Origin of the sequence: Phycobacter azelaicus, assembly GCF_014884385.1 — a bacterium.
GTDB classification, from domain to species: domain Bacteria; phylum Pseudomonadota; class Alphaproteobacteria; order Rhodobacterales; family Rhodobacteraceae; genus Phycobacter; species Phycobacter azelaicus.
The window spans coordinates 3,433,306-3,453,569 of record NZ_WKFH01000003.1 but is presented as its reverse complement, the minus strand read 5'-3'; the positions used below and the strand labels follow the sequence as shown (position 1 = coordinate 3,453,569).

The 20,264-nt window shown below is 59.4% G+C and carries 16 protein-coding genes; 8 read left to right on the top strand and 8 right to left on the bottom strand.

The features are described from left to right. Window positions 1-81: 81 nt before the first annotated feature. Window positions 82-1,401 (top strand): ATP-binding protein, encoded by a 1,320-nt coding sequence (locus INS80_RS17560; protein ID WP_192966863.1) that lies wholly within the window; start codon window positions 82-84, stop codon window positions 1,399-1,401. Between the two features lie 50 nt (window positions 1,402-1,451). Here the strand turns inward: INS80_RS17560 and INS80_RS17555 are convergent, their stop codons facing one another. Together INS80_RS17555 and INS80_RS17550 are read right to left on the bottom strand one after the other, a co-directional pair. After that, entirely contained in the window at window positions 1,452-2,177 is a 726-nt protein-coding gene (locus tag INS80_RS17555) for an EAL domain-containing protein (protein WP_192966862.1), read from the bottom strand. Between the two features lie 248 nt (window positions 2,178-2,425). Continuing rightward, complete coding sequence (locus INS80_RS17550; RefSeq protein ID WP_192966861.1) at window positions 2,426-3,667, bottom strand: hypothetical protein; 1,242 nt, start codon at window positions 3,665-3,667, stop codon at window positions 2,426-2,428. A 305-nt stretch (window positions 3,668-3,972) separates the two neighbouring features. Here INS80_RS17550 and INS80_RS17545 point away from each other — a divergent pair, with 305 nt between their 5' ends. Further along, complete coding sequence (locus INS80_RS17545; RefSeq protein ID WP_369411429.1) at window positions 3,973-4,977, top strand: hypothetical protein; 1,005 nt, start codon at window positions 3,973-3,975, stop codon at window positions 4,975-4,977. 36 nt (window positions 4,978-5,013) lie between these two features. Here the strand turns inward: INS80_RS17545 and INS80_RS17540 are convergent, their stop codons facing one another. Together INS80_RS17540 and INS80_RS17535 are read right to left on the bottom strand one after the other, a co-directional pair. Then, the gene (locus INS80_RS17540; RefSeq protein ID WP_192966860.1) at window positions 5,014-6,156 is read right to left on the bottom strand and encodes an acyl-CoA dehydrogenase family protein; all 1,143 of its coding nucleotides are present in this window, start codon (window positions 6,154-6,156) and stop codon (window positions 5,014-5,016) included. Further along, window positions 6,140-6,808, bottom strand: a complete 669-nt coding sequence (locus INS80_RS17535; RefSeq protein WP_192966859.1) for a TetR/AcrR family transcriptional regulator — start codon at window positions 6,806-6,808, stop codon at window positions 6,140-6,142. The genes INS80_RS17540 and INS80_RS17535 overlap by 17 nt, the downstream gene beginning before the upstream one ends. A gap of 127 nt (window positions 6,809-6,935) precedes the next feature. Between INS80_RS17535 and INS80_RS17530 the strand changes: the two genes are divergently transcribed. Continuing rightward, window positions 6,936-7,730: a TIGR03084 family metal-binding protein gene (locus INS80_RS17530; RefSeq protein WP_192966858.1), complete on the top strand. Its 795-nt coding sequence runs from the start codon at window positions 6,936-6,938 to the stop codon at window positions 7,728-7,730. Window positions 7,731-7,920: 190 nt separating this feature from the next. Here the strand turns inward: INS80_RS17530 and INS80_RS17525 are convergent, their stop codons facing one another. Next, entirely contained in the window at window positions 7,921-8,820 is a 900-nt protein-coding gene (locus tag INS80_RS17525; RefSeq protein ID WP_192966857.1) for a 2-dehydro-3-deoxygalactonokinase, read from the bottom strand. Window positions 8,821-9,099: 279 nt separating this feature from the next. Between INS80_RS17525 and INS80_RS17520 the strand changes: the two genes are divergently transcribed. From INS80_RS17520 to INS80_RS17505, 4 genes are all read left to right on the top strand, one after another. Then, a complete protein-coding gene (locus tag INS80_RS17520) occupies window positions 9,100-10,116 on the top strand; it encodes an AraC family transcriptional regulator (RefSeq protein WP_192966856.1) in 1,017 nt (338 codons plus the stop codon). Between the two features lie 486 nt (window positions 10,117-10,602). After that, window positions 10,603-11,409 (top strand): sugar transferase, encoded by an 807-nt coding sequence (locus INS80_RS17515; protein ID WP_226892659.1) that lies wholly within the window; start codon window positions 10,603-10,605, stop codon window positions 11,407-11,409. Between the two features lie 256 nt (window positions 11,410-11,665). Continuing rightward, window positions 11,666-12,496: a CpsD/CapB family tyrosine-protein kinase gene (locus INS80_RS17510; RefSeq protein WP_192966855.1), complete on the top strand. Its 831-nt coding sequence runs from the start codon at window positions 11,666-11,668 to the stop codon at window positions 12,494-12,496. A 112-nt stretch (window positions 12,497-12,608) separates the two neighbouring features. Then, window positions 12,609-13,829, top strand: a complete 1,221-nt coding sequence (locus tag INS80_RS17505; protein WP_192966854.1) for a GumC domain-containing protein — start codon at window positions 12,609-12,611, stop codon at window positions 13,827-13,829. A gap of 19 nt (window positions 13,830-13,848) precedes the next feature. Here the strand turns inward: INS80_RS17505 and INS80_RS17500 are convergent, their stop codons facing one another. Beyond that, on the bottom strand, window positions 13,849-15,216 hold the full coding sequence (locus tag INS80_RS17500; protein WP_192966853.1) for an oligosaccharide flippase family protein: 1,368 nt from the start codon (window positions 15,214-15,216) through the stop codon (window positions 13,849-13,851). 262 nt (window positions 15,217-15,478) lie between these two features. Here INS80_RS17500 and INS80_RS17495 point away from each other — a divergent pair, with 262 nt between their 5' ends. Then, window positions 15,479-16,684 (top strand): glycosyltransferase, encoded by a 1,206-nt coding sequence (locus tag INS80_RS17495; RefSeq protein WP_192966852.1) that lies wholly within the window; start codon window positions 15,479-15,481, stop codon window positions 16,682-16,684. Window positions 16,685-16,809: 125 nt separating this feature from the next. On the opposite strand, the gene INS80_RS17490 is transcribed toward INS80_RS17495, so the two are convergent. Together INS80_RS17490 and INS80_RS17485 are read right to left on the bottom strand one after the other, a co-directional pair. Further along, window positions 16,810-19,332 carry a hypothetical protein gene (locus INS80_RS17490; RefSeq protein WP_192966851.1) on the bottom strand — a complete coding sequence of 841 codons (2,523 nt, stop codon included), beginning with the start codon at window positions 19,330-19,332 and terminating at the stop codon, window positions 16,810-16,812. Further along, the gene (locus INS80_RS17485) at window positions 19,332-20,261 is read right to left on the bottom strand and encodes a hypothetical protein (protein ID WP_226892658.1); all 930 of its coding nucleotides are present in this window, start codon (window positions 20,259-20,261) and stop codon (window positions 19,332-19,334) included. The genes INS80_RS17490 and INS80_RS17485 overlap by 1 nt, the downstream gene beginning before the upstream one ends. Window positions 20,262-20,264: the final 3 nt, after the last annotated feature.

The following is a 20,264-nucleotide window of genomic DNA, read 5'->3' as shown; positions in this document are numbered from 1 at the left end:
GTTTTCTGCTCCTTCACCAAATGGTGGCTTGTCGCCGGATGGTCGCTTCACACTGTGACGGCACACCTGTAGGCTTAGCGCATGGTGTTGCAAAGGCTCAAACAATATTCCCCGCGCAGCCTCTATGGTCGTGCCGCGCTAATCCTGATCGTGCCTATCGTCTCGTTGCAGTTGGTGGTCTCTGTCGTGTTCATAAAGCGGGACCTGGAGGATGTGACGACGCAGATGACGGCCACCGTTTTGCGTGAGGTCAACCTGCTGCTCCAGCAGGGTGGTAGTGCAAAGGGGCAGCCGGAGTATTTGCTGCGCCTCGCGCCCTTTCTTCAGCCTTTGCAGATGGAGGCCGACTTTCTGCAAACGGGCGCCCCGGATCCCCACGATCATCTCGCCTGGTACGAGTTCTCAGGCCGCGTGGTTCGGGACAAATTAAAAGCGGATCTTCCCGGTTTTCTGGCCGCCCAGTTTCCTGACAATCCCAGGGTGCACATTTTTGTGGATACTGATCTTGGGAGGCTCGAGCTGCAGATCGACAGGCGGCGCCTGACTGCCGCGGCGCCGCACCAGTTGATCGTTACGATGGTCTTTTTTGGTCTCTTCATGGCGTTGATCGCCTTCATATATCTGCGCAACCAGCTGCGCCCGATCAAAAGGCTGGCCGAAGCGGCCGAGGCCTTTGGGCGGGGGCGGATGATGCCGTATTCTCCTCGTGGCGCAACCGAGGTCCGGGCAGCGGGCAGCGCCTTTGTGGATATGCGGGCCCGTATCGAACGACAGATCGAGCAGCGCACGCTTATGCTGTCCGGGGTCAGTCATGACCTCCGAACTCCGCTGACGCGTCTGAAATTGGGGCTTGCGATGCTGGATGAGGAAGACGCCGAACCGATGTTGCGGGACGTGGATGAAATGCAGGCGCTTCTGGATGCGTTCCTTGATTTTTCCCGTGGGGCCTCGACCGGCGAGCCGGAGCGGGTCGATCCGATCGCCATGGTCACGGGTATCGTCGAGGACTGGCGGCGGCAGGGAAAGGACGTGATGCTGGGTGAGATCAGCGGTTCAGGGCAGGTGATGCTGCGGCACCAGTCCATGCGCCGGGCGGTTGAGAACCTGATATCCAATGCGGTGCGCTATGGCACGCGCGCACGGGTTGCGGTGACACTGACCGAAAAATCCCTGCGTATCCGGGTCGAGGATGACGGCCCCGGCATTGCCCCTGACCAGCGAGGAGAGGCTGTCAGACCATTCACGCGCCTTGATAGTGCGCGCAATCAGAACCTTGGGTCAGGTGTTGGGCTTGGGCTGGCGATTGTTGTCGATGTGGCGCGGGCTCATGGTGGTACGCTGCGCCTGAGTGAGAGCCCCGAGCTGGGAGGCTTGCGGGCGGACATCGTGATCGCGCGCTAGAGCGCTGCGAGTGTCCTTGCGACATGGCAGGGATGACCTCTTGTCCGCGCCTAGAGCCTTTTGCTCTGGGGCATTGAAACCGCCTCATGGACCGGCCAATAGGGCTCAGGCAGGGTTTCAAACCCCGGTTTCGCAAAGAGGTAGCCTTGCATCAGGTCGACGCCCAAGTCGTAAAGAGCGCTGTATTCATCCTCAGTTTCAATGCCTTCGCAGACGATGAGAATGCCCATTTCCTCGAGCATTCGGATGGAGTTGCGCACGATCGCCTGCTTTGCCCGCGAGGTGTCGATCCCTCGGATCAGGCCTGCATCCAGCTTTACGACGTCGGGCTGGAACATGGTCAGTAGTTTAAGCCCAGAATAGCCTGCGCCAAAGTCATCAATCGCCGTCTTGAAGCCAAGACGCTGATAGGTGGTCAGGATGTCGAGGATCTTTTGCGTGTCGACCTGCTCCGTCTCGGTGAACTCGAACATGATGCGATCGACGGGGAAACCGGTTTTTTTCGCAACCTCAAGGGTCAAGCGAATGCACGCTTTGGGGTCGTAGACGGCATTGGGTAAAAAGTTCATCGACAAGAGCGCACCCTCGCCAGCCAGGTCCAGCTCCGCAGCCAGTTCGATCGACGTGGTCCTGCATTTCTGGTCAAAAGCATAAAGGGTGTCTGGCGTCACCTGCCTGAACACATCGCGCGGGCTGGAGCCGTCCTTGCCGCGCAGGAGCGCCTCATATGCGAAGATCTTCTGCGCCCCGATGGCGACCATGGGTTGAAATGCCATGGTGATCGGCACGTTGAATTTTGCACCGTTTTTGCAAGCGTCGCACTTTTTTCGCGTCACGGTAAGCTCTCCTGGGGCACCGACATCGCTCAGGTTCTAACGGCTTTCTGTAAACAAAGGCTTAGGAATGCCACGCACGCCAAGAGGCTGGAAGTCCGGTGCCATCGTCAAAATATGGCATCGGCCCGAGCCCGAACGGCACTTGCGGCGATGTGAGGCCCAAATGGAGCGGAACCTGCAAAGTCGGCTCAGACAGTTTCGTCCATCGGGTCTTCTTCTGTGCCCAAGGGCTCTTCAGGAAACACCAGGTCCTCTGCCGGGACCGACATGAGCGTCATGACATCCGGCGTGCCCGCAGGCGGTGTCACCGTGACCGGATTGGTCTCGGACCAGCTAGCCAAAGAGCGGCCTCCAGCGGAGCCCGGGTCGATATCCACCAAGGCCTGCGCCTCGTCGGTCAATCCACCAGTCACAGCTTCCGGGTTGGCGCCGTCGCTATTGATCACCAGAGAGATGTTGGTCAGGTCCAGATCCTGCAAGGTAAGCGCCCCGTCATCGGACCAAAGGGTGAAGTTCACAGCGTTGACCGCACCTTCGGTGCTATCTGCCACCTGGCCAAACTGGACGTGCGCATCATAGGCGTTGGCAACAGCCGCGCCATTGTTGAGGCTGGTTTCCCCATTGGCCGTGGCGCTGTGCCCAGTAACTGGCGGAGAGCTCTCATTTGGATGGAAGTTCAGATCATCGGCACGGCTGTCGTCCCGGAGGTTGAAGAAAAGGCCATCAATGTCTGTGACCTCTCCGTCATAGGAGTTGGGAGAGAGCGAAACAAAGAGCTGGCCCTGCGAGGTCTCGGTTACCTCCACGTCGATCTGCCGTTCGTCGCCAAGCGTGAAGTTGATCGTGGTTTTCCCATCATCGACGACAGTTTCGTCGCCACCGGTTCCGCCGCTTCCGCCTGTGCCGCCGGTTCTGCAACTGCCGTGGCTCCCGGAGGTCCCACCGCTGCCCGCTGCACCACCGCTGCCGTCTGTTCCGCCGCTGCCATGGCTTGCGCAGGCTTCTTCATCCCTTTCGTGATGCCACCAGTGCTTGCCACCATTGTTGCCTTTGTACTCGCCCTTGCCGTGATCCCCTTTGCCGCCCGAGGAGCCGTGACCCGAACCGCTATAGGACCCAGAGCCGCAACTGTCTGTTCCTCCAGACCCTTTTGAGCGACCGAGGCCATGGCTGCCGTGCCCGGTAGAACCACCGGTCCCACTGCCGTTTTCCGCGTCTTCTTTGTGATCATGTTTGCCCCACCAGGATGTATGGTGGAGGTCTTTTCCATCAAAACGGTCCGAAAGGTGTTTGTCGTACCAACGGGCAAAGTGCTCTCCGCGCACGCCGCCATTGTGGTAACTGTCGCTGCCGCAGGCTTCTCGTCCGCTGCCTTTACCCCAATTGTGTTTGGAAAAATGCCCCCAGCGCATCTCTTCACCCCCGCTCACCGAAACTGCAGCATTAGGGCACGAACCGAAAAGGTCGTGCCGCGCGAGAGGCAGGTTAGGCAGTGGAGACAGGGCTCGCCATTCTTTGGCCGTATTTTGGTTAAAATCTCGATCAAATTGAAAGAACCCGGAAACAATGTCGATATTCCGGCCGGGTTTGTGGCGAAACGGAATATCGGGAGAGCGCGGAATCCCTGAGAGACCTGAGAATCGCTCATAGCTTTGCCTTTGTTTGTCCCGAAAAGAGCCTCGTTCCACTGGCATATGAAACCGACAAGTCCGGCTGATGGAGAAAGGATCGCGGGGTGGCTGACGGTGGTAGCAATGATCGGATGGCCTATATCGCGGCCACGGCCGAGGCGGTTCTTGGGCAGGTTCCAGATCACATTTCCGCGCCGGGCGGGGCTTCCCGGTCCTCGCTTCGGTTGCATTTCGGCGAGCATACTGTGATCGCAACCCTGCGCCCTGAGTTCCGCAGAACGCATCTAGAGGCGCATGTGCTGGGTCAATTGGCAGAGCACTGTGACGATGTTCCAAGAGTGTTGGGCGTGAGCGGCGATGTCATGTTCCAATCGGACACCGGTGTGCATCGGCTTAATACCGAAATACTCGAACATGGGGGCGATGATCAGGTGGAGCTGGCCGCCGAAGCTGTGGCCGCCATATTCCGCATCCATGCCGCTTCACGAAAAACCGAGCTGGCCGATTTCCTGCCGCATCTGGGGTCAAATCCTGACTGGATCTCCTCTTTTGTGGACTCAGTGCATGCGATGGAGCCCTATTCACTGGGAATCTCAGCCGGGTTTGACAAGACTGCGGTTTCTGAGTTCATGGACTTTCCCGGTGTCCAGTTCCTCAAATGGGACTGTCGCTCCGGCAATGCCGCCATCGGTGAAGATGGCTATTTGCGGTGGTTCGACTTCGAATATGCGGGCCTGCGCCATGGTGCCGAAGATCTGGCCTGGCTCATCGCGGATGAAACCTGGCCGCTGGCCCCGGATGTCATGGCAGATGTTGTGATCGATTGTTTCGATCCGGGCTGCGGGCATGATATTGCGGAGTATATGGAGTATCTGTCGGTCTACACGACGCTCCATTGCGTGCAGCGGCTCAAGCTGATCGAGCGCGAGGTGAAACGGCGCGGCTGGCTGCGCAAGGCGCGCGTGCGCGAATATGATGACGCAGGGGTGCATCCCGATTTTGCCGTGCAGCTGTGCCGGGTAGGGGCCTATTACTCGGCCCAATCTGCCTTGACCGCCCCGCTGACCCGGAATTTCGAGGCAGCCGAGCAGAGTTTTGCCTCGGCCTGATCTCCGCCTGGAGAGGAGGCGAGCGTTGGAAAAAGGCTACAGCCCCATCTGCCGCACCGCCAGATCCCGCATGATCTCTTCGGAGCCACCGCCGATGGCCATGACCTTCACCTCGCGGTAGACCCGCTCGACCCGGTTGCCACGCAGATAGGCCGCGCCGCCCAGGATCTGCATCGCTTCCGAGGCACAGAACTCGCAGGCCTTGGTGGCAAAGAACTTGGCCTTGCTCAGCTCTGCGACCGGCATCGTGCCTTGATTGACCTGCCATGCAATTAGCCAAAGCGTTGACTGAACCGCATCGATCCGGGCCGACATCTCGGCGATCTTGTGGCGGATCACCTGATGCTCGATGAGCTTTTTGCCAAAGGTTTCACGTTCTTGCGCCCAGGCGATGGAGTCCTCTAGGCAGGTTTTCATCATGCCGAGGACGCCTGCAATCAGGTTGATGCGCTCCATGTTGAAATTGTTCATGATGGCGATGAATCCGCTGCCTTCCTCCCCCATCATGTTGGTGGCAGGCACGCGCACCTCGTCCAGGAAAAGCGTCGCCTGATCGGCACACCACCACCCCATCTTGCGGCTCATTTCGCTGCGGCTGAAACCGGGCGTGTCGGCCTCGACAAAGAAAAGAGAGATCCCTTTCAGGCCCGCGCCGCCGGTGCGGGCGGGGATCACGAAATAGTCGGAGGTCATCCCGCCGGTGATGAAGGCCTTGCTTCCGTTGATGACCCAGTGATTCCCGTCCCGTCTGGCGGTGGTCTTGAGACCCGCCACATCCGAGCCGCCGCCGGGTTCCGTGACGCCCAAGGAAGAGCCTTTGCGGCCCGAAATGATCTCAGGCAGGACGCGCGACTTTATCTCTTCATGGGCCAGGCGGGCTATGGGCTCGATCGAAATGGTGCGCCCGGCCATGGCAGCTGTTACGCCGCCTGCGCCGCAGCGAGCCAGTTCCTCGCTATAGGCAATGCGCATGAAACAGTCGTCAAAGCCAAGGCCGCCGTAGGCCTCGTCAATGCCGAACCCCCAGACCCCGAAAGCGCCAATCTTCTGATGCAACTCCCAGGGAATCGCGCCTGCTTCGTCCCAGTCATCGCAATAGGGCTGAATTTCGTTCGCAACAAAACTGCGGAGGCTGTCCCGAAAGGCACGATGTTCATCGGTTTCAAAGGGGTTCTTCATTCTGTCCTCCCGGGTGTGCCCGCGCCGCCAGATGCGGGGTCATGATGCGACCGAAAAGGTCCACCATTTTTGTGATGATTTCCGGGTCGCGCTCATAGGGGGCCTGGCTGTGTAGCCCCCGCATGAAACTGCGGCAGATCGACCAAAGCAGGGCCAGATCTTCGCCAGAGGGCGCCGAATAGAGGTTGGCGATATTGCGGTTGAACGTGTCGTTGTAATCCCAGAGCGATGGTGTGATGCGATTGCGCAGGGCCGCGTCCGTGCGCGAGGCCACTAGGATCTCCATTACGGCGCGCCCCTCCCGGGTGTTAATGACGCGCGCCCAAAGATGGTGGAGCTCGCCGGGCAGGTCATCGCCTTGTGCCCCCTTGCGCAGAATGTGGCCCGTTTCTCCAGCCTCTTTCGGCCCGCGCACGGGGGCGAGGAGGTGTTCCAGCGTGCGCACCATCATCTCTTCCTTGCTGGGAAAGTGGTGGGTGAGCGCCCCGCGGGATACGCCCGCGGTGGTCTGCACCCTGTTGATCGAGGTTTCCGCATAACCAAACTGGTCAAGGCAATCCGTCACGGCATCGTATATCCGCAGTCGCGTGCGGTCAGCTCGGCTCGGCTCGGGGGATGTGACGTCAGGTTTATCTGGGCTCTTTGCCGCCATTTCGGGTGCCAATTCTGGATCTGAGGGCCTATCGTGCTGTGGAATCGTAAAACAGAACGTTCGGTCGGTTCAATCCGCTTGGAAGACAACCGACGCAGCGGAAGTTCAAAGGGAGGGACACACACCGATGCAGCAAGCAGAGGATTTTCGCGCCGAAAGCCGCGCACTGGCGGCCATTCTCGAGGACCTGCCGGAAGCGGATTTTCACAGGCCCACATTGTTCAAGGACTGGACGATTGATCACGTGATCGGTCACTTGCACCTCTTCAACGTGGCGGCCGAGACGTCTCTGCAGGGCGAAGAGGCCTTTGCCGCGTTTATCGGACCGATTGTGCAGGACATGCAGTCGGGCAAGACGATCCTTGAGTGTCAGTTCCCATGGCTGAACGGGCTGTCCGGGCGTGCGCTTTTCGAGGCTTGGAAGGATGGCGCCGAATCCTGCGCCGATGCCTTTTCCGCTGCCGATCCCAAGGCTCGCGTCAAATGGGTCGGTCCGGACATGAGCGCGCTGTCGTCGATTACTGCGCGGCAGATGGAGACTTGGGCGCACGGTCAGGAGGTCTTTGATCTTTTGGGACTGGAGCGGGGTGAGCAGGACCGGATACGCAATATCGCGCATCTTGGGGTGGCGACCTACGGCTGGACCTTCCTCAACCGCAAGGAAGAGGTCCCCGAACCTGCACCTTTCGTGCATCTTATCGGGCCATCAGGGGCCGTGTGGACCTGGAATGAGGGGCAAGACGGCAATATGGTGCGCGGTTCTGCGGTTGAGTTTGCGCAGGTGGTGACGCAGGTCCGCAATGTCGCGGATACCGATCTTGAAGTGATCGGCTCAAATGCGGCGCGCTGGATGGAGAACGCACAGTGTTTTGCCGGCCCCCCTGAAACGCCCCCGGCCAAGGGGGCACGGCACAAGAGCTAAGGGTGCCGTGATATCTGGCAGCACTCCCGCGTAGGGTCGGCCTTTTGACAGAAGCTTTCGCCCATTGGGCTCGGCTTGCGGGCTATGCGCGTGCGCTTGCTTGCGCGGGAGCGCTCTGTTTTCCCGGTTCGCAGAGGTCACCATTTGTCGTGCGTTTCTTCACCTCATGATCTGTGCTTTTGGGACCAGTTCAAGCCTCGCGTTGCCGCCAGGCGCGCGTGAGACCAGCAAGGCACATGCGTTCAGCATCAGCTACCGTCACAGATAGCCCTTGGGCCTCCATTGCGACCACATAGGGGGCGGCATGCTCCTTGGCGCCGATGATTGCCAGATTCTGTCCCAGCCAGTAGGGACGAGATGCCGCCAGTTCTGCGCCCAACAACGCCCCCCAGACCATCCCGGCCGTGTCTTCCGGGCTGGCTCCGTGCACAACGCGCGCGGCGAGGGCTTCCGCCAGTCGAGCGGCGGTCAGCTCTGGCCTTGATATCGTGTCAGCGGCCGTCAGTGCAATCGATTGAGCGCTCCAGTCATCGGATGCCAGACCGTTAGAAGCAAGTGTGGCACTGGCTATCCCGGTGGTCAGGAAGCTCTGAAAGCTCACGACTTCTTCTGCGCTGATCAAGGCCCAATGTGTGGTTGCACCCGCCAGGCAGATCACGCCCTCCCAACCGGGATTGAGCAACAGGAAGCCGCTGATCCGGCCGGTTTCATGGCGTATCAGGGCGCTGGGTGAACTCTGTGACAGGGCGGGCACAACGTGAATGGCCTCAAGGGCAGGCGGAAGGGCTGTCTGTTCACCTGTGGGCATGGCAGCGGTTTTGCACGCATCGGGCCGACAGGGCACCGACTGTGTCGGCCCGCCATCCAAACCACAGGCAAAAAGTGGAACAGCGGAGTCTGCCTCCAACGCAAGACAAAGAGACGTGTAGATCTGCGCAAACTCGGGATCGTTCAGAGCGCCTGAAAAGCGCGCCTGTTTGCGCAGTTTTACGCTGTCGCCTGAGTTGGCCCAAAAGCTCCAGTCCAGACCGCGGGCCTCTGCAGCTATCCAAAGCGATGAGCGATTTTCAGGTTTGCTGGTGTGTTCCATGTCGGTCGAGAACTCCCTGATGGTCTGGATGCGCCTGGTATCGCGCCACCACGCAAAGCTGGATGGCGACATGATTGGATCAGGCTTCTGACCTATCTTAATGTGTATGCCAATATGCAGAAAGGTACCGTTGCCTATTCCATCAGGTAGCTCGGTGATCGGATGGCCTGTCGGTAGTGCCATTGTTCTTGCGTCCAATGCGCGGCGGCTGGGTTATCCTGACAGTATCGCCTGTGCGGGCGGTCGGACCACCGGCGGTTTACTTACCAGGATTTTCGAATGGAAACGCGCCAATCATCGGAAAATGCTGTTTTCGTGCATTGCGCCACGCAGCGCCTGCAGGAATTGAATTTTTCGTTGGCTGCAGTTTTCGCGGATGTCCCTGATGCAGAGCAGCTTATCGCGCAACCCGAGCCGGTGACTGACCTGCGTTCGATTTGCCGGTTATTTTCCCGGGCCTCCGAGCTGAGCCGCGATGATCTGTTCGGGTTTGAGCTTGCAAAACAAACGGATTGGCGCGAGGCGGGGCTCCTTGGCTATCTTTCCCTTTGCGCTTCAGATGTTGGCGACTTCTGGGAGGTGCTATCTGAGTTCACCGGGCTTTTTGGTGAGAGGTTATTCTTTGATACTTCTGAGCTGAAGGATGCGGGAGCGATAACCTGGGGGCATCGGGACTTGGAGGATTCTGATCTGGCGGCGCAGTACCATCAGTTCCTTGCCGCATTACTGATCTCGACGGTCCGCCGCGCCACGCAGCGGCAGATCGTTTTGAGGAAAGTCGCCTTCACGCACGCACCGGTGTCGAACCGCACCGAACTCGACGAGTTCTATGGCTGCAAGGTCATATACCATGCGCCACTCAATCGTTTAGACTTCTCACCGTCGGACAGGACTGTTGCACTGGTGACTGCAGATCCTCGTTTGCATCGGATATTGAAGAAATCCGCGATCGCAGATCTTGGCACGCTCGGGCCAAAGCGGATGGAACTGCCAGAGCAGGTGCGTCAGCGTATCGCCCAAAGGATCGGAGCAGATAACCTCTCCTTGGAGCAGGTCGCGGCGGATCTCGGGATGAGTTCACGAACGCTGTCGCGCAAACTGGATGACTTTGGGACGAGCTATTTTGAGATCCTGGAAGCCTTGAGATTGCAAATGGCGCAGAAATATCTGAGCGAAACGAATTTGAACCTTGCGCGGATCTCAAATCTGCTGGGCTATCGCAGTTTGTCCTCCTTCAACGATGCCTTCAAGCGATGGACAGGGCATAGCCCAGGCCGTTTTCGAAACAAGGGTTGACCTAAACCGGCGCATTCTGCCCGGAGGGCACGTCTTCAGCGGGAGCTTTGTCCCTGAGAGCCTAGCGAGAAGAGACTCTAAACAGGGGGCGGTCAGCTCTGAGCAGATGCTGCCGACATGCACTGCGATTGATTCTAGTAACTGGAAGTCGCTGCGCTGGAAACAGTTGATGAACGCGCTGGTGTATTGTTTCGCCTTGCTTGGCGCCGGGTGCCAAATGTGGCCGCTCTTAACCCTTTTCCGCTAAATTTGGGCATTTTTGTTAAAAATGTACTAAAGTTGGATGGACGCAATTTCGTTGGTCTTCTGAACCGGTTCGGAGGATGTGGTGCAGCGGGAGGTGCATGGGGGTGCATCTCACTGATCCTACCAAAATGGATGCGTTATCTGGCGAGTGTTGTGCCGGGCAAAGCAGTGTAACCAGTTCCGCAGGGCGCGGGGCGCCGAAGTGTTCCTCGGCGATTTAAGGGGGAGTGAATGAGAAACTTGTTCAACAATGGATTTAAAGTGAACCAGCAGTCCCTGTTCATTGGTTTGGGAACGCCTCACAAAGGGAGGGCGCTTTGTTCAAACGAGGGGCCCATAAATAACGTCTTGTTTGATCAAAGTATGTCGGAAACGCCAGTGGGCCAACGCCTGTCGTCCGATGTTTCAAGGCTTCACGCCCGGCCGAAGGCCAACCCAGGCCTCTACCAATTGTTTGGAAAAAGAAGCCTCGATCTGGCGCTGACGCTGCTGTCGTTGCCTGTCGTCCTGCCGATCATGCTGTTCTGTGCTCTTGCGCTCATGGTCGAAGGTGGGGCTCCGTTCTACACGCAGGAACGCCTTGGTCGGAACGGCAAGCGGTTCCGCATTCTCAAACTCCGCACGATGGTCCGGGATGCTGATGCTCGGCTCAAGCTCTACCTTGCGCAGGATCCGGCCCTGCGGCATGAGTGGGAGACCACGCAAAAGCTCAAGAATGACCCGCGCATCACCCGTATTGGCCGCATTTTGGGCATGACCTCGCTAGATGAATTGCCGCAACTGTGGAACGTGATCAAAGGGGAGATGAGCCTCGTTGGTCCACGGCCAATGATGACAGACCAGGAGGCTCTTTACGGCGATGCGACAGACTATTTTGACCTCAAGCCCGGTTTGACCGGCCTGTGGCAGGTTTCCGCGCGCAACGAGAGCACCTTTGCTTTCCGCGCCAAGCTGGATTCAGAATATCGCCGTAGCCTCGGGCTCGGGACGGACCTTGGGCTGATCGTGCGCACCTTCGGTGTCATAGTGAAGGGCACTGGATATTAATCCTTTGTTGTTAGGAAGCGAATTGTCCGTCAAAGCGCAGCAAACCGGACAAAGGGTCCTCAGCCTCCCAGCTGTTTTCGATCCAAGGAAATGGTAATGTGCGGGCTCGGAGTTATCTGGCGAACGGTGCAGTTCTGTTTTCACTCAAGCCAGATCAGTGCGCGCGAAGAAGGTGATAGTGTAGGGAATGACGCAACAGGGCTTCAAAAGGTTTCGCCGCAGGACGCAAAGGTCGTCCACGGCTTCTGACCCCAACATGGAAATTTTGCACGAGGCTGAATCAGCTTATCAGCCTGCGGAATTTTCGGGCGGTGGCAGGGGAAAGGCAGACCCCTACGCCAAATCCGAAGAGGCGTTTTTGCTGCCGGCAAAACTCCCGCCGCTTTGGGACAGACTGCCCTTGGTTCCCTTTGATGCGGAAAATCCTGTCGCGACTGCTGTGCCATTGGTGTCTGCCTGGCGCAATGCACCCGCTGCGCGGGCGTTCGATCTGCTGCGCACGCGGCTCTTGCAGACGCTCAAGGCACGTGGATGGCGTAGCATAGCCGTCTGTGCCCCAACAACAGGCTGCGGGACCACCTTTACCGCCGTGAACCTGGCTTTGAGCCTTGCGCGTGTTGCGTCCAGCCGAACAGTGCTGATGGATTTCAACTTTCGCACGCCCGGCGTTGCCGCGGCACTGGGTCTGGAGGCGCAAGGGGATCTGCCGCGGTTCCTTACAGGGGAGGTGCCAATCGAAGAGGCTTTGCTCCGGCCGCTTGAGACACTGGCGCTGGGCCTAAACGCAGCACGTCCCGAAAATGCGGCCGAAATCCTGCACGATCGCCGAAGCGCCGCGGTTCTGGACGACATGATCCTGCGCACTGAGGCGGAAACTGTGCTGCTCGATCTGCCGCCGCTTCTTGAATATGACGATGCCGCTGCGGTTCTGGCGCAGGTCGATGGTGTGCTATTGATTTCTGATGGCACACAGACCACCGCCGCGCAATTGGCAGCCTGCGAGCAGATCCTCGCCGGGCAAGTGCCGCTGCTGGGTGTGCTCCTCAATCGCGGACGTGGTGCAAATGGCCTTGCGGCCGTCGCATAACTTTCGATTGGCGGCCAAAGTTTTGCCCTTTTACCATGATCAAAAGGCCTGATCGGGCCTTTAAAAGACCAGCAAAGCCACGTCAACTCAACGGGAACAAAAGAGACGCGCAATGGGCTCCATCCACTCGCTGCAGGATTTTCTGGACATGCTGCGTCGGCGCGCAGTTCTTATTCTTGTGGTGTTTTGTCTCGGCTCTGTAGCATCGGTGTGGTTCGCTGCCCAGCAACAGCACCTTTACGAAAGCTCCGAAGTCATCCAGGTGGCCCAACCCACCATCGCCGACGATCTGGCCAAATCAACGGTTGAGGGATCGACCGCACGCCGGATGCAGTTGATCGAACAGCGATTGATGGCGCGTGGCTCCATCCTAGAAATCGTGGAGACCTTTGGCCTATACGCGGACCTTCCCGATCTAAAACCATCTGAACTGGTGGCTCGGGTTCGCGAAAACGTGTCCATCACCGGTGTGGCCGCAGTGCGGGAAGGCTTTGCAGATGATGGCACCATTGCCGTTCTCACGATCACGGCCCGCATGCCGAGCCCCGAACAGGCCCGAGACGTTGCTGCGGAATTTGGCCGTCGGACGATCGAGTTGAGTGTGAATTCCCGCATCGAACAGGCCCGTGAGACGCTCAATTTCTTCTCAGCAAAAGAACAGGCCCTGGCAAGGGACTTGCTGGCGTTGGAGGATGAGGTCGCTGCTTTCCGGGCGGAAAACGATGTCGCTCAGCCCGGAGCGCTGGAGTTTCGTCAGGCGGAGATTGCGACCTTGAACGAAGCCTTACTGGATATCGCCCGCGAGGAGATCCAGATCCGCCGCGCTGCGGATCAGGCGGTTGCGACCGAAAGACCTGCCACGGCGCAGCGGATGCTGGAGGAATTCCAGGAACAGCTGGCGACTCTTTTGGCACAAAGTGACCTGCTGAAACAGCGCAAGGCAGAGTTGGAGCAAACTCTTGAAACAACGCCCGAGGTCGAGCGCCAGTTGGCGGCGTATGAGCGGCGCCGTGATCAGTTGCAGGGGGAGCTGGATATTGTGCGAGCACGCCTCAACGAAGCCGAGATCGGCTTTCGCCTTGAGACATCCCGCCAATCCGAGCGACTGACCATTCTGGAACCGGCCGCCTTGCCAGATTATCCAGTGACCGGAGGGCGTAAGCGCAAAGCGGGACTTGGCGCTGTGGCCAGCCTTATGTTGGGTATGGTGATTGCCTTCCTGATGGATATGCACAAGCCCGTCCTGCGATCTGCGGCCCAAATGAAGCGCGAAACCGGCTTGATGCCGGTCGTGACAATTCCGACTGTGAAACAGCGACGCAAACGGGACTAACGTCCCCGGCCTTCTCATCTCAAGGCGCGAGAGCAGCAATCAGAGTCTGAACCGTGGTCCAGTGCCAGGCCAGTGCACCACCCCCAAACACCACCACGGACAGGGTGCAAACAAGGTCATGCCACGGATCCCATGCTCCGTGGCGACGGGCAAGCCAGATCAGAACAGGGTAGGCGGCGACCATCGCGAGACCTAGGGCCACAATGCCACCGGGTAGACCGAACCATAGCGTGCCGAACAGAAACAGTCCCGTCTGCAACAGCGCCCGGCTGGCCGTAAAGACAAAGAACGCCCTGCTGTCCCCGGCGGCCAGCGCGGCCTGATCATAGGTCATGGTGATCACGGCCGGAGCCAGCGCAAGTGAGATCAGCACGATCATCACGCCGGCCTGCTGGTAGCGCGCATCATACAGGAGTTCGGTCAGCCACGGGCCGATCCAGGCCATTGCAAGCAACATCGACAGAATGACGGCGCTGAGCCCGGCGCGCAGCATGCGATGCTTGCGTCGGTTCTCGGGAGGACCATCGGCAGGCTTGTCTCGATAGACGGGGATCATCAGGCGCTGATTGACGGCATGGCCCAGAAGCATGGGGAAACTCGCCAGGAAATAGCCGATATTGTAGATCCCCAGCACATCCAGCGCCACAAAGCGTCCCAGGATGGCGCGGTCGCCTTGCGAGGTCAGAAACCAGAAGGCTGTAGAGAGGAAAATCCACTTGCCAAAACGGATCAGTTCCTTGGCTGCCTTCGGCTCCCAGCGAAAACGGTTCCTTTCTCCGGGTAGGCCATAGTGTGTAATCATCAGTTTCGCGCCAGCCTGAATGACGCCGCCCAGCACCAGCGCCAGCACCGACTGTGTTGCCCATGCCAGCAAAACCATCATGCCCACACCTATGGCCTGAGCAGCCAGATCGAGGGCCGTGAGCCTTCCGACAAGAAGATGTCGATGCGCGGTTTCGATCCGGGTTGGGTTGAAGCCAGCGATCACCAGGGCAATCCCGGCAATGGGTAGGTAGAGCATCAGATCGGGCGCGTCATAAAGCCGGGCAACTGGCCATGCCAGCACGAATGTCATCGCCCAAAGGCCAAATCCCCTGATGACCTGGATCGTCCAGGCGGTATTGAGGAAATCGGGATCGTCACCGCGCGGGTTTTGCGCGATAGCTGGGCCGATACCCACGTCAGAAAAGAGCGACAGTCCTACTGTCACGACAGTAATCAGAGCCATCAGGCCGAAGGCTTCTGGGAACAAAAGCCGCGCCAGGATCAGATTGGCGGCAAGGCGCAGGGCCTGACTGCCGCCGTAGCCGATCATCAGCCAGGACGCCGAACGCAGCACCCGCGCCAGCAGGCCCTGTCCGGAAAAAGCGGCAGCGTGCTTTAGCATCCCGGTTCCTTGATGTACTGGCCGAATAAGTCCCCAGCACGCTAGGCAGCGGTAGAGACGAGGTCAATCCGATTGCCCCGGTTTTCGGGCGCCATGGGTGCTAGCCGCTTGAGCGGCGCTACAATAGGGGCAGAAAACCTCAATTGATGCAAAGGCGTGGCCTGTATCCGCATGGCTCTAGGCAGGGCAATTGTCAGAGTATAACCTGCCGCAAAAGATGGCGCCCGTTTGGGTGCCTTAGATCAGGCGGGGCAGGTTTTCTGTGAAAGTTGGCTATATTCTGAATACTTATCCGCAGCCTTCGCATAGTTTTATTCGCCGCGAGGTACAGGCGCTGGAGCGGCAAGGGATAGAGGTTCTGCGTTGTGCCATGCGCGCCAGCGAGGCGCCTCTCGTGGATGCGGGCGACCAGGAGGAAGCGCGCCGGACCCACTATGTATTGAAGGCCGGATGGGCAGGGCTTGTCCTGACCCCACTGCTGTGCGGGCTGACAGCGCCACGGAGGTTTCTGCGCGCGTTTGTGCTTGCGCTCCGCCTTGGGCGTGCATCGAGGGTAGGGAGTCTGAGGCATATACTTTATCTGGTGGAGGCCGCTTACGTTGCCCGCCGGTGCGCAGCACAAGGCGTAGAGCACATGCATTCGCATTTTGGGACCAACGCAAGCGCCGTCGCGATGCTGGCACATGAACTGAGCGGTATTCCCTACAGCTTTACCACTCATGGACCGGAGGAATTCGACGCCCCCCATGCCCTTTCCTTGGGAGAAAAGGTGAACCGGGCAGCTTTTACTGTAGCAATCAGCAGCTTTGGAAAAAGCCAGCTCAGCCGATGGGCGGATTTTGGCAGTTGGGACCGCATCAAGATCGTACATTGCGGGATCGAACCCGAGCGATTTGCAGACCCGGCCCCATTGCCCGATGCACCGCTTCGCCTTGTGGCGATTGGGCGGTTTGTCGAGCAGAAGGGCCAGATGGTGCTGATCCGCGCCATGAAACGGATTGTTGCAGCGCGGCCAGAGGTGCACCTCACGCTGATCGGCGATGGTGAGATGCGCCCGGATCTTGAGCGAGAGATCGAAACCTCGGGCCTTGGCGCAAATGTCACCCTCACGGGCTGGCTGGATGAGGCGGGGGTGCGCGCCGAGCTTGCGACTTCTCATGTTCTGGTGATGCCCTCCTTTGCCGAAGGGCTTCCCATGGTGGTGATGGAGGCAATGGCCGCTGCCAGACCAGTGCTTGCCACTTACGTGGCAGGTACGCCGGAGCTGGTTGTCGCAGGGGAAACCGGCTGGTTGATCCCCGCGGGCGATGAGAGTGCATTGGCGGAAACGGTGCTCGAGATTGCAGGGCTTCCCAAAGAGCAGTTGGCGGCAATGGGGAAACAAGGGCGGCTGCGGGTTCTGGAACGTCATGACAGCGACAAAGAAGCGGCAAAGCTAGCCTTCTTGTTCAGAAAGTCAGCAGGCTAAGGAAAACCTGGGGGTGGAGGGCTGCCGCCGTCTTCATCCCGGCAAAGCCGGGATCGCGCCCGTTGGGCAAGGCCCCGCGAAGGGCAAGCCCCTTGATGACGTCACGAGGGCCTGAAGCGGCGGCTTTACCGGGCAGCTTCCAACACACGCCAGCGGGGGTTGTCATCGCTGAGGGTGCGCCGCGCGCCCCAGCTGCCCCATTTGCCTGGGGCTGCAACATCCGCGTAAACGCCAAACAGGGCACCGCCAAGATCGACCCAGCCTTTCAAAAGCTGCTCGTAAAGACCGGCCATTGCATTGGTGTAGTTGAAGTGGGTGAAAAAATCAGTCAGCTCTTCATCCTCGACCATGGGGCCAATGCCGACGACATGACTGCCGCCCTCATACATGATCAGGTCTAGGCTATGTCGGTCCGCAACCGCCTTGTGATACGGCAGAACCCGCCCCAGAAGATCGGACAAAGTATCGGCGCTGTCGCCGCTCAAGAGCCCGTCTTGTAACTCCAATGCTGCCTGGGCTGTTGCCACATCGTACTTATGGACATCCACAAAGGCTTCGGCATCCGCTCCTCGCAACCCTTCGGCGCGTGCTGCGTCCCGTGCCCTGTCGCGGCTGTCGGACAGCCAGGCACGTACGATGGGCGCGCGCTCACGCAGACCGAGTATGCCGCCAAAATAGCCCGTTACAGCATAGGCATCAAAATACTCCGCAGGCGGTTTGTGGTGCGGCTCAGAGGCAACCCAAAGCGGCGCAGTGAGAACCTGTTCCTCTAGCCCCAGCCACCCGGTCTGGCTGGAGATGACGCGCACAAGCCGTTGATCGGCACTGTTTGCGAAAGTCGCGCTCCAGATCTGTGATACCTCGGCGGCCCGCCCGCCGTAATACTGCATCCAGAGATTTTCGCCCCGCCAGCGCGCGCGTGCTTGCTCTTCGGCCCATTGCGCCTGCTCGAATTGCCAGTTCCAGACCTCGTTGGAATACTCCACATAGGCGGGCAGATCTTCGTCCAGCCGCTCTTTTACCAGTTCCGCGAAATTGCGGATGTAGCTGTCGTCGGCCATGTGGGGCATGTTGAACCATGGAGCGGCGCCAAGTGTGTTGGAGAGCTCGATCATGATCTCTGCCGGGACGCCCTTCATCGCCCAAGTGTAGTCCGAGGGGCGGGGGCGGTCTTCCCATCCGACCTGAGTCGAGTCGTTGGTGTCCATCCAATCCATGAAACGCAGCGCTTCGAACCCGTCCAGCATGTCCAGCCACAGCGGGTTGAAGCGCGCGCCCGCTGCAAAGGCAGCAAGTTGGTCTTCGCGCACCACGGTGATGTCCCGGACATAATCGCCACCGCGCCCGGTGCGCTGGATGCGGATCTCGACCGGGCCGGGGCCGGGGCTGTAGTCGAATGATACCTCGCCCGTGCCGTATCGCACGTTTTCGGCGCGCCCGGATACTTCGACAATTCCAGTGCCCTTGAACCGCAGCACATATCGCCCGGCCAGTGATCGCGCCTCTGAAGGCAAATCAGTCAGGATCACGGTTCCGATAGAGCCTAGCTCCGGCGGCAGGGCCGTGGGCCAGCCGTTTTCGTCAAGATAACCTGCAGCGGCCAGATCCTGATGGCTGACCCCGCCCCAGCGACCCGGCAGGTGTCCGATCCACGGGCGCGCGGTCTTGAAATGATCAAGGAACGGCACCTGCGGGCTCCAATCGGCAACACCCATCAGGTTCATGGCCATCGGCTGTCGCGGGGGCGATTCATGATCCTCGCTGACCGCAGCCGCCCGGACCATCGGGGCGGTATCATTCAGCCGCGGCAGAACCGGCTCTGTTGGCAAAGGGCCGGGATCAGGCGGAAGAGCGGCAGTGCGCACATCGTTTCCCTTGGCAGCGGCCCAGGCGATCTCCTGCAGTCGACGTGCAAGGTCGGCTGAAGGAACGCGGTATGTTTTGCCCCAACGCCCTTCAAGTTGTTGTGGCAGGCCGATTGAGGTTTCTCCTGTGAGTACAGAGAATTGCAGGAGGCTGACAAAGTAAAACCCGATGGTGTTGGGGTGGATGTCGTCAGCGAACACATCCGAGATATCCGTTAGGCCGGGAACGGTTCCGGCTCGGATCGCATCGTCAAGCCGGGCCATGGCCTGACCTGCCGGCAAAAGGCGTAGATCGCCGCCGGTCTTGGCGTTCACTGCGTCGACAACGCCCTGCCAGCGCGGCAGATCCTGCTCCAGCCTATCTCGCCATGGGGTCTCGTCCCCGCTGTCAAAGGGGATCTCGACCCCCGTTCCGCTGTTCAGACTGTGCCAGGTTTCCTGAAGGTAGATCACTGAATCGGGGTTCGTTGCCTTCGCGGCCTGATAATACCGCGTGACCGCCTCCTCGGTGTTGCTCCATTGAAGGTGGTTGGCCAGCGGAATGGCCTCCGTCAGGATTACCGCATCGACCGGCTGCTTGAGGCGCTCCGCTGCATTGACCCCCTCGGCGCTGTCTCCGTGCTCCCAATTGTAGCTGAGCGGAGCGCCATTGATGATCTGTGCGTCGACCGTCGCCGAAGGCTCTGTTTGGCGCAGCAGGCCCTCCAGCATCACGGGGTTGTCCGGACCGAACAGCGAATGGCCCACCATCAGGACCGAGGCAACTAGCGTCTCAAAGGGCATCAGCCTTGGCCTGCCTCCGCCAGTCCCGTGCGCGGAAGCGCACGCACGACCTGCCAGACGGTCTCCTGTATCTGTCTCGCGGCTGCCGGGGAAAAGGCCGTCGCGGGCGCTCCATCCGGGAGGGTGAGGCGATGCGGCAGACCAACGGGGGATCTGTGGTAAAGGACGGCATAATGGGCCAACGCTACAACATACGCGCCCAAGTCGTTGATGTGGATGGTATCTTGTTCGCCCTCAGGTGTCTTGGCAAAGAGCTCTGAAATATCCGTTATTCCGTCGATTTGACCTGCTTTGATCGCGCGCGCGACGGCTGCCATCACCTGTCCGGCCGGGATCAGGTAGACCGGACGCTTGGGGTTGCGGCGACTGTCGGAGCCCAGCACTTTGCCCAGCCAGAGCCGCTCAAGATCCCCGTCAATACGAGCCTCCCAGCCGTCCGGATCGTCCAGATGATGCCAGGTCTCGTAAAGGTAAATGCGGGTATCGGGCGCTCCCTCACGGGCCAGAGCAGCCCAGCGGCGCATATACTTGGCTGAGCCGAAGTATTTCACCGCATCGCGCAACTCGACCATCTCGGTCAGGACGACAGCGTCATAATCCCCCGATCCAATAGCCTCTTTCGCATCGCGCCAGACAGGCGGCACGTTGACCCGATCAAAGTGCAGTATCTGCTCATCCGGTTCCCAATGCTGTTTCAGAGAAGTGCCGGAGCCCAGTTGACTGTTCCAGCTGTGACCTTCGGGAGCAAGTTGCGCCAGCATATGCGGCATCACCGACCCGACCAGCGAATGCCCGAGGTGGTATACTTTGAGTGGCGCCTGCGGCGCGGTCAGCGGGGGCACAGGGAAGGGCGCGGCCTGTGCTGTCATGCCACTCCAAAGACCATGCAAACAGGTCGTCAGTGCCAAGATCAGAGTCTTTTTACCCATTCC

Coding starts and splice junctions, on each gene's coding strand:
- INS80_RS17560 (WP_192966863.1), top strand. CDS start 82: ATGGTGTTGCAAAGGCTCAAACAATATTCCCCGCGCAGCCTCTATGGT.
- INS80_RS17555 (WP_192966862.1), bottom strand. CDS start 2,177: ATGGCATTTCAACCCATGGTCGCCATCGGGGCGCAGAAGATCTTCGCA.
- INS80_RS17540 (WP_192966860.1), bottom strand. CDS start 6,156: ATGAAGAACCCCTTTGAAACCGATGAACATCGTGCCTTTCGGGACAGC.
- INS80_RS17535 (WP_192966859.1), bottom strand. CDS start 6,808: ATGGCGGCAAAGAGCCCAGATAAACCTGACGTCACATCCCCCGAGCCG.
- INS80_RS17530 (WP_192966858.1), top strand. CDS start 6,936: ATGCAGCAAGCAGAGGATTTTCGCGCCGAAAGCCGCGCACTGGCGGCC.
- INS80_RS17525 (WP_192966857.1), bottom strand. CDS start 8,820: ATGGAACACACCAGCAAACCTGAAAATCGCTCATCGCTTTGGATAGCT.
- INS80_RS17520 (WP_192966856.1), top strand. CDS start 9,100: ATGGAAACGCGCCAATCATCGGAAAATGCTGTTTTCGTGCATTGCGCC.
- INS80_RS17510 (WP_192966855.1), top strand. CDS start 11,666: ATGGAAATTTTGCACGAGGCTGAATCAGCTTATCAGCCTGCGGAATTT.
- INS80_RS17505 (WP_192966854.1), top strand. CDS start 12,609: ATGGGCTCCATCCACTCGCTGCAGGATTTTCTGGACATGCTGCGTCGG.
- INS80_RS17500 (WP_192966853.1), bottom strand. CDS start 15,216: ATGCTAAAGCACGCTGCCGCTTTTTCCGGACAGGGCCTGCTGGCGCGG.
- INS80_RS17490 (WP_192966851.1), bottom strand. CDS start 19,332: ATGCCCTTTGAGACGCTAGTTGCCTCGGTCCTGATGGTGGGCCATTCG.
- INS80_RS17485 (WP_226892658.1), bottom strand. CDS start 20,261: ATGGGTAAAAAGACTCTGATCTTGGCACTGACGACCTGTTTGCATGGT.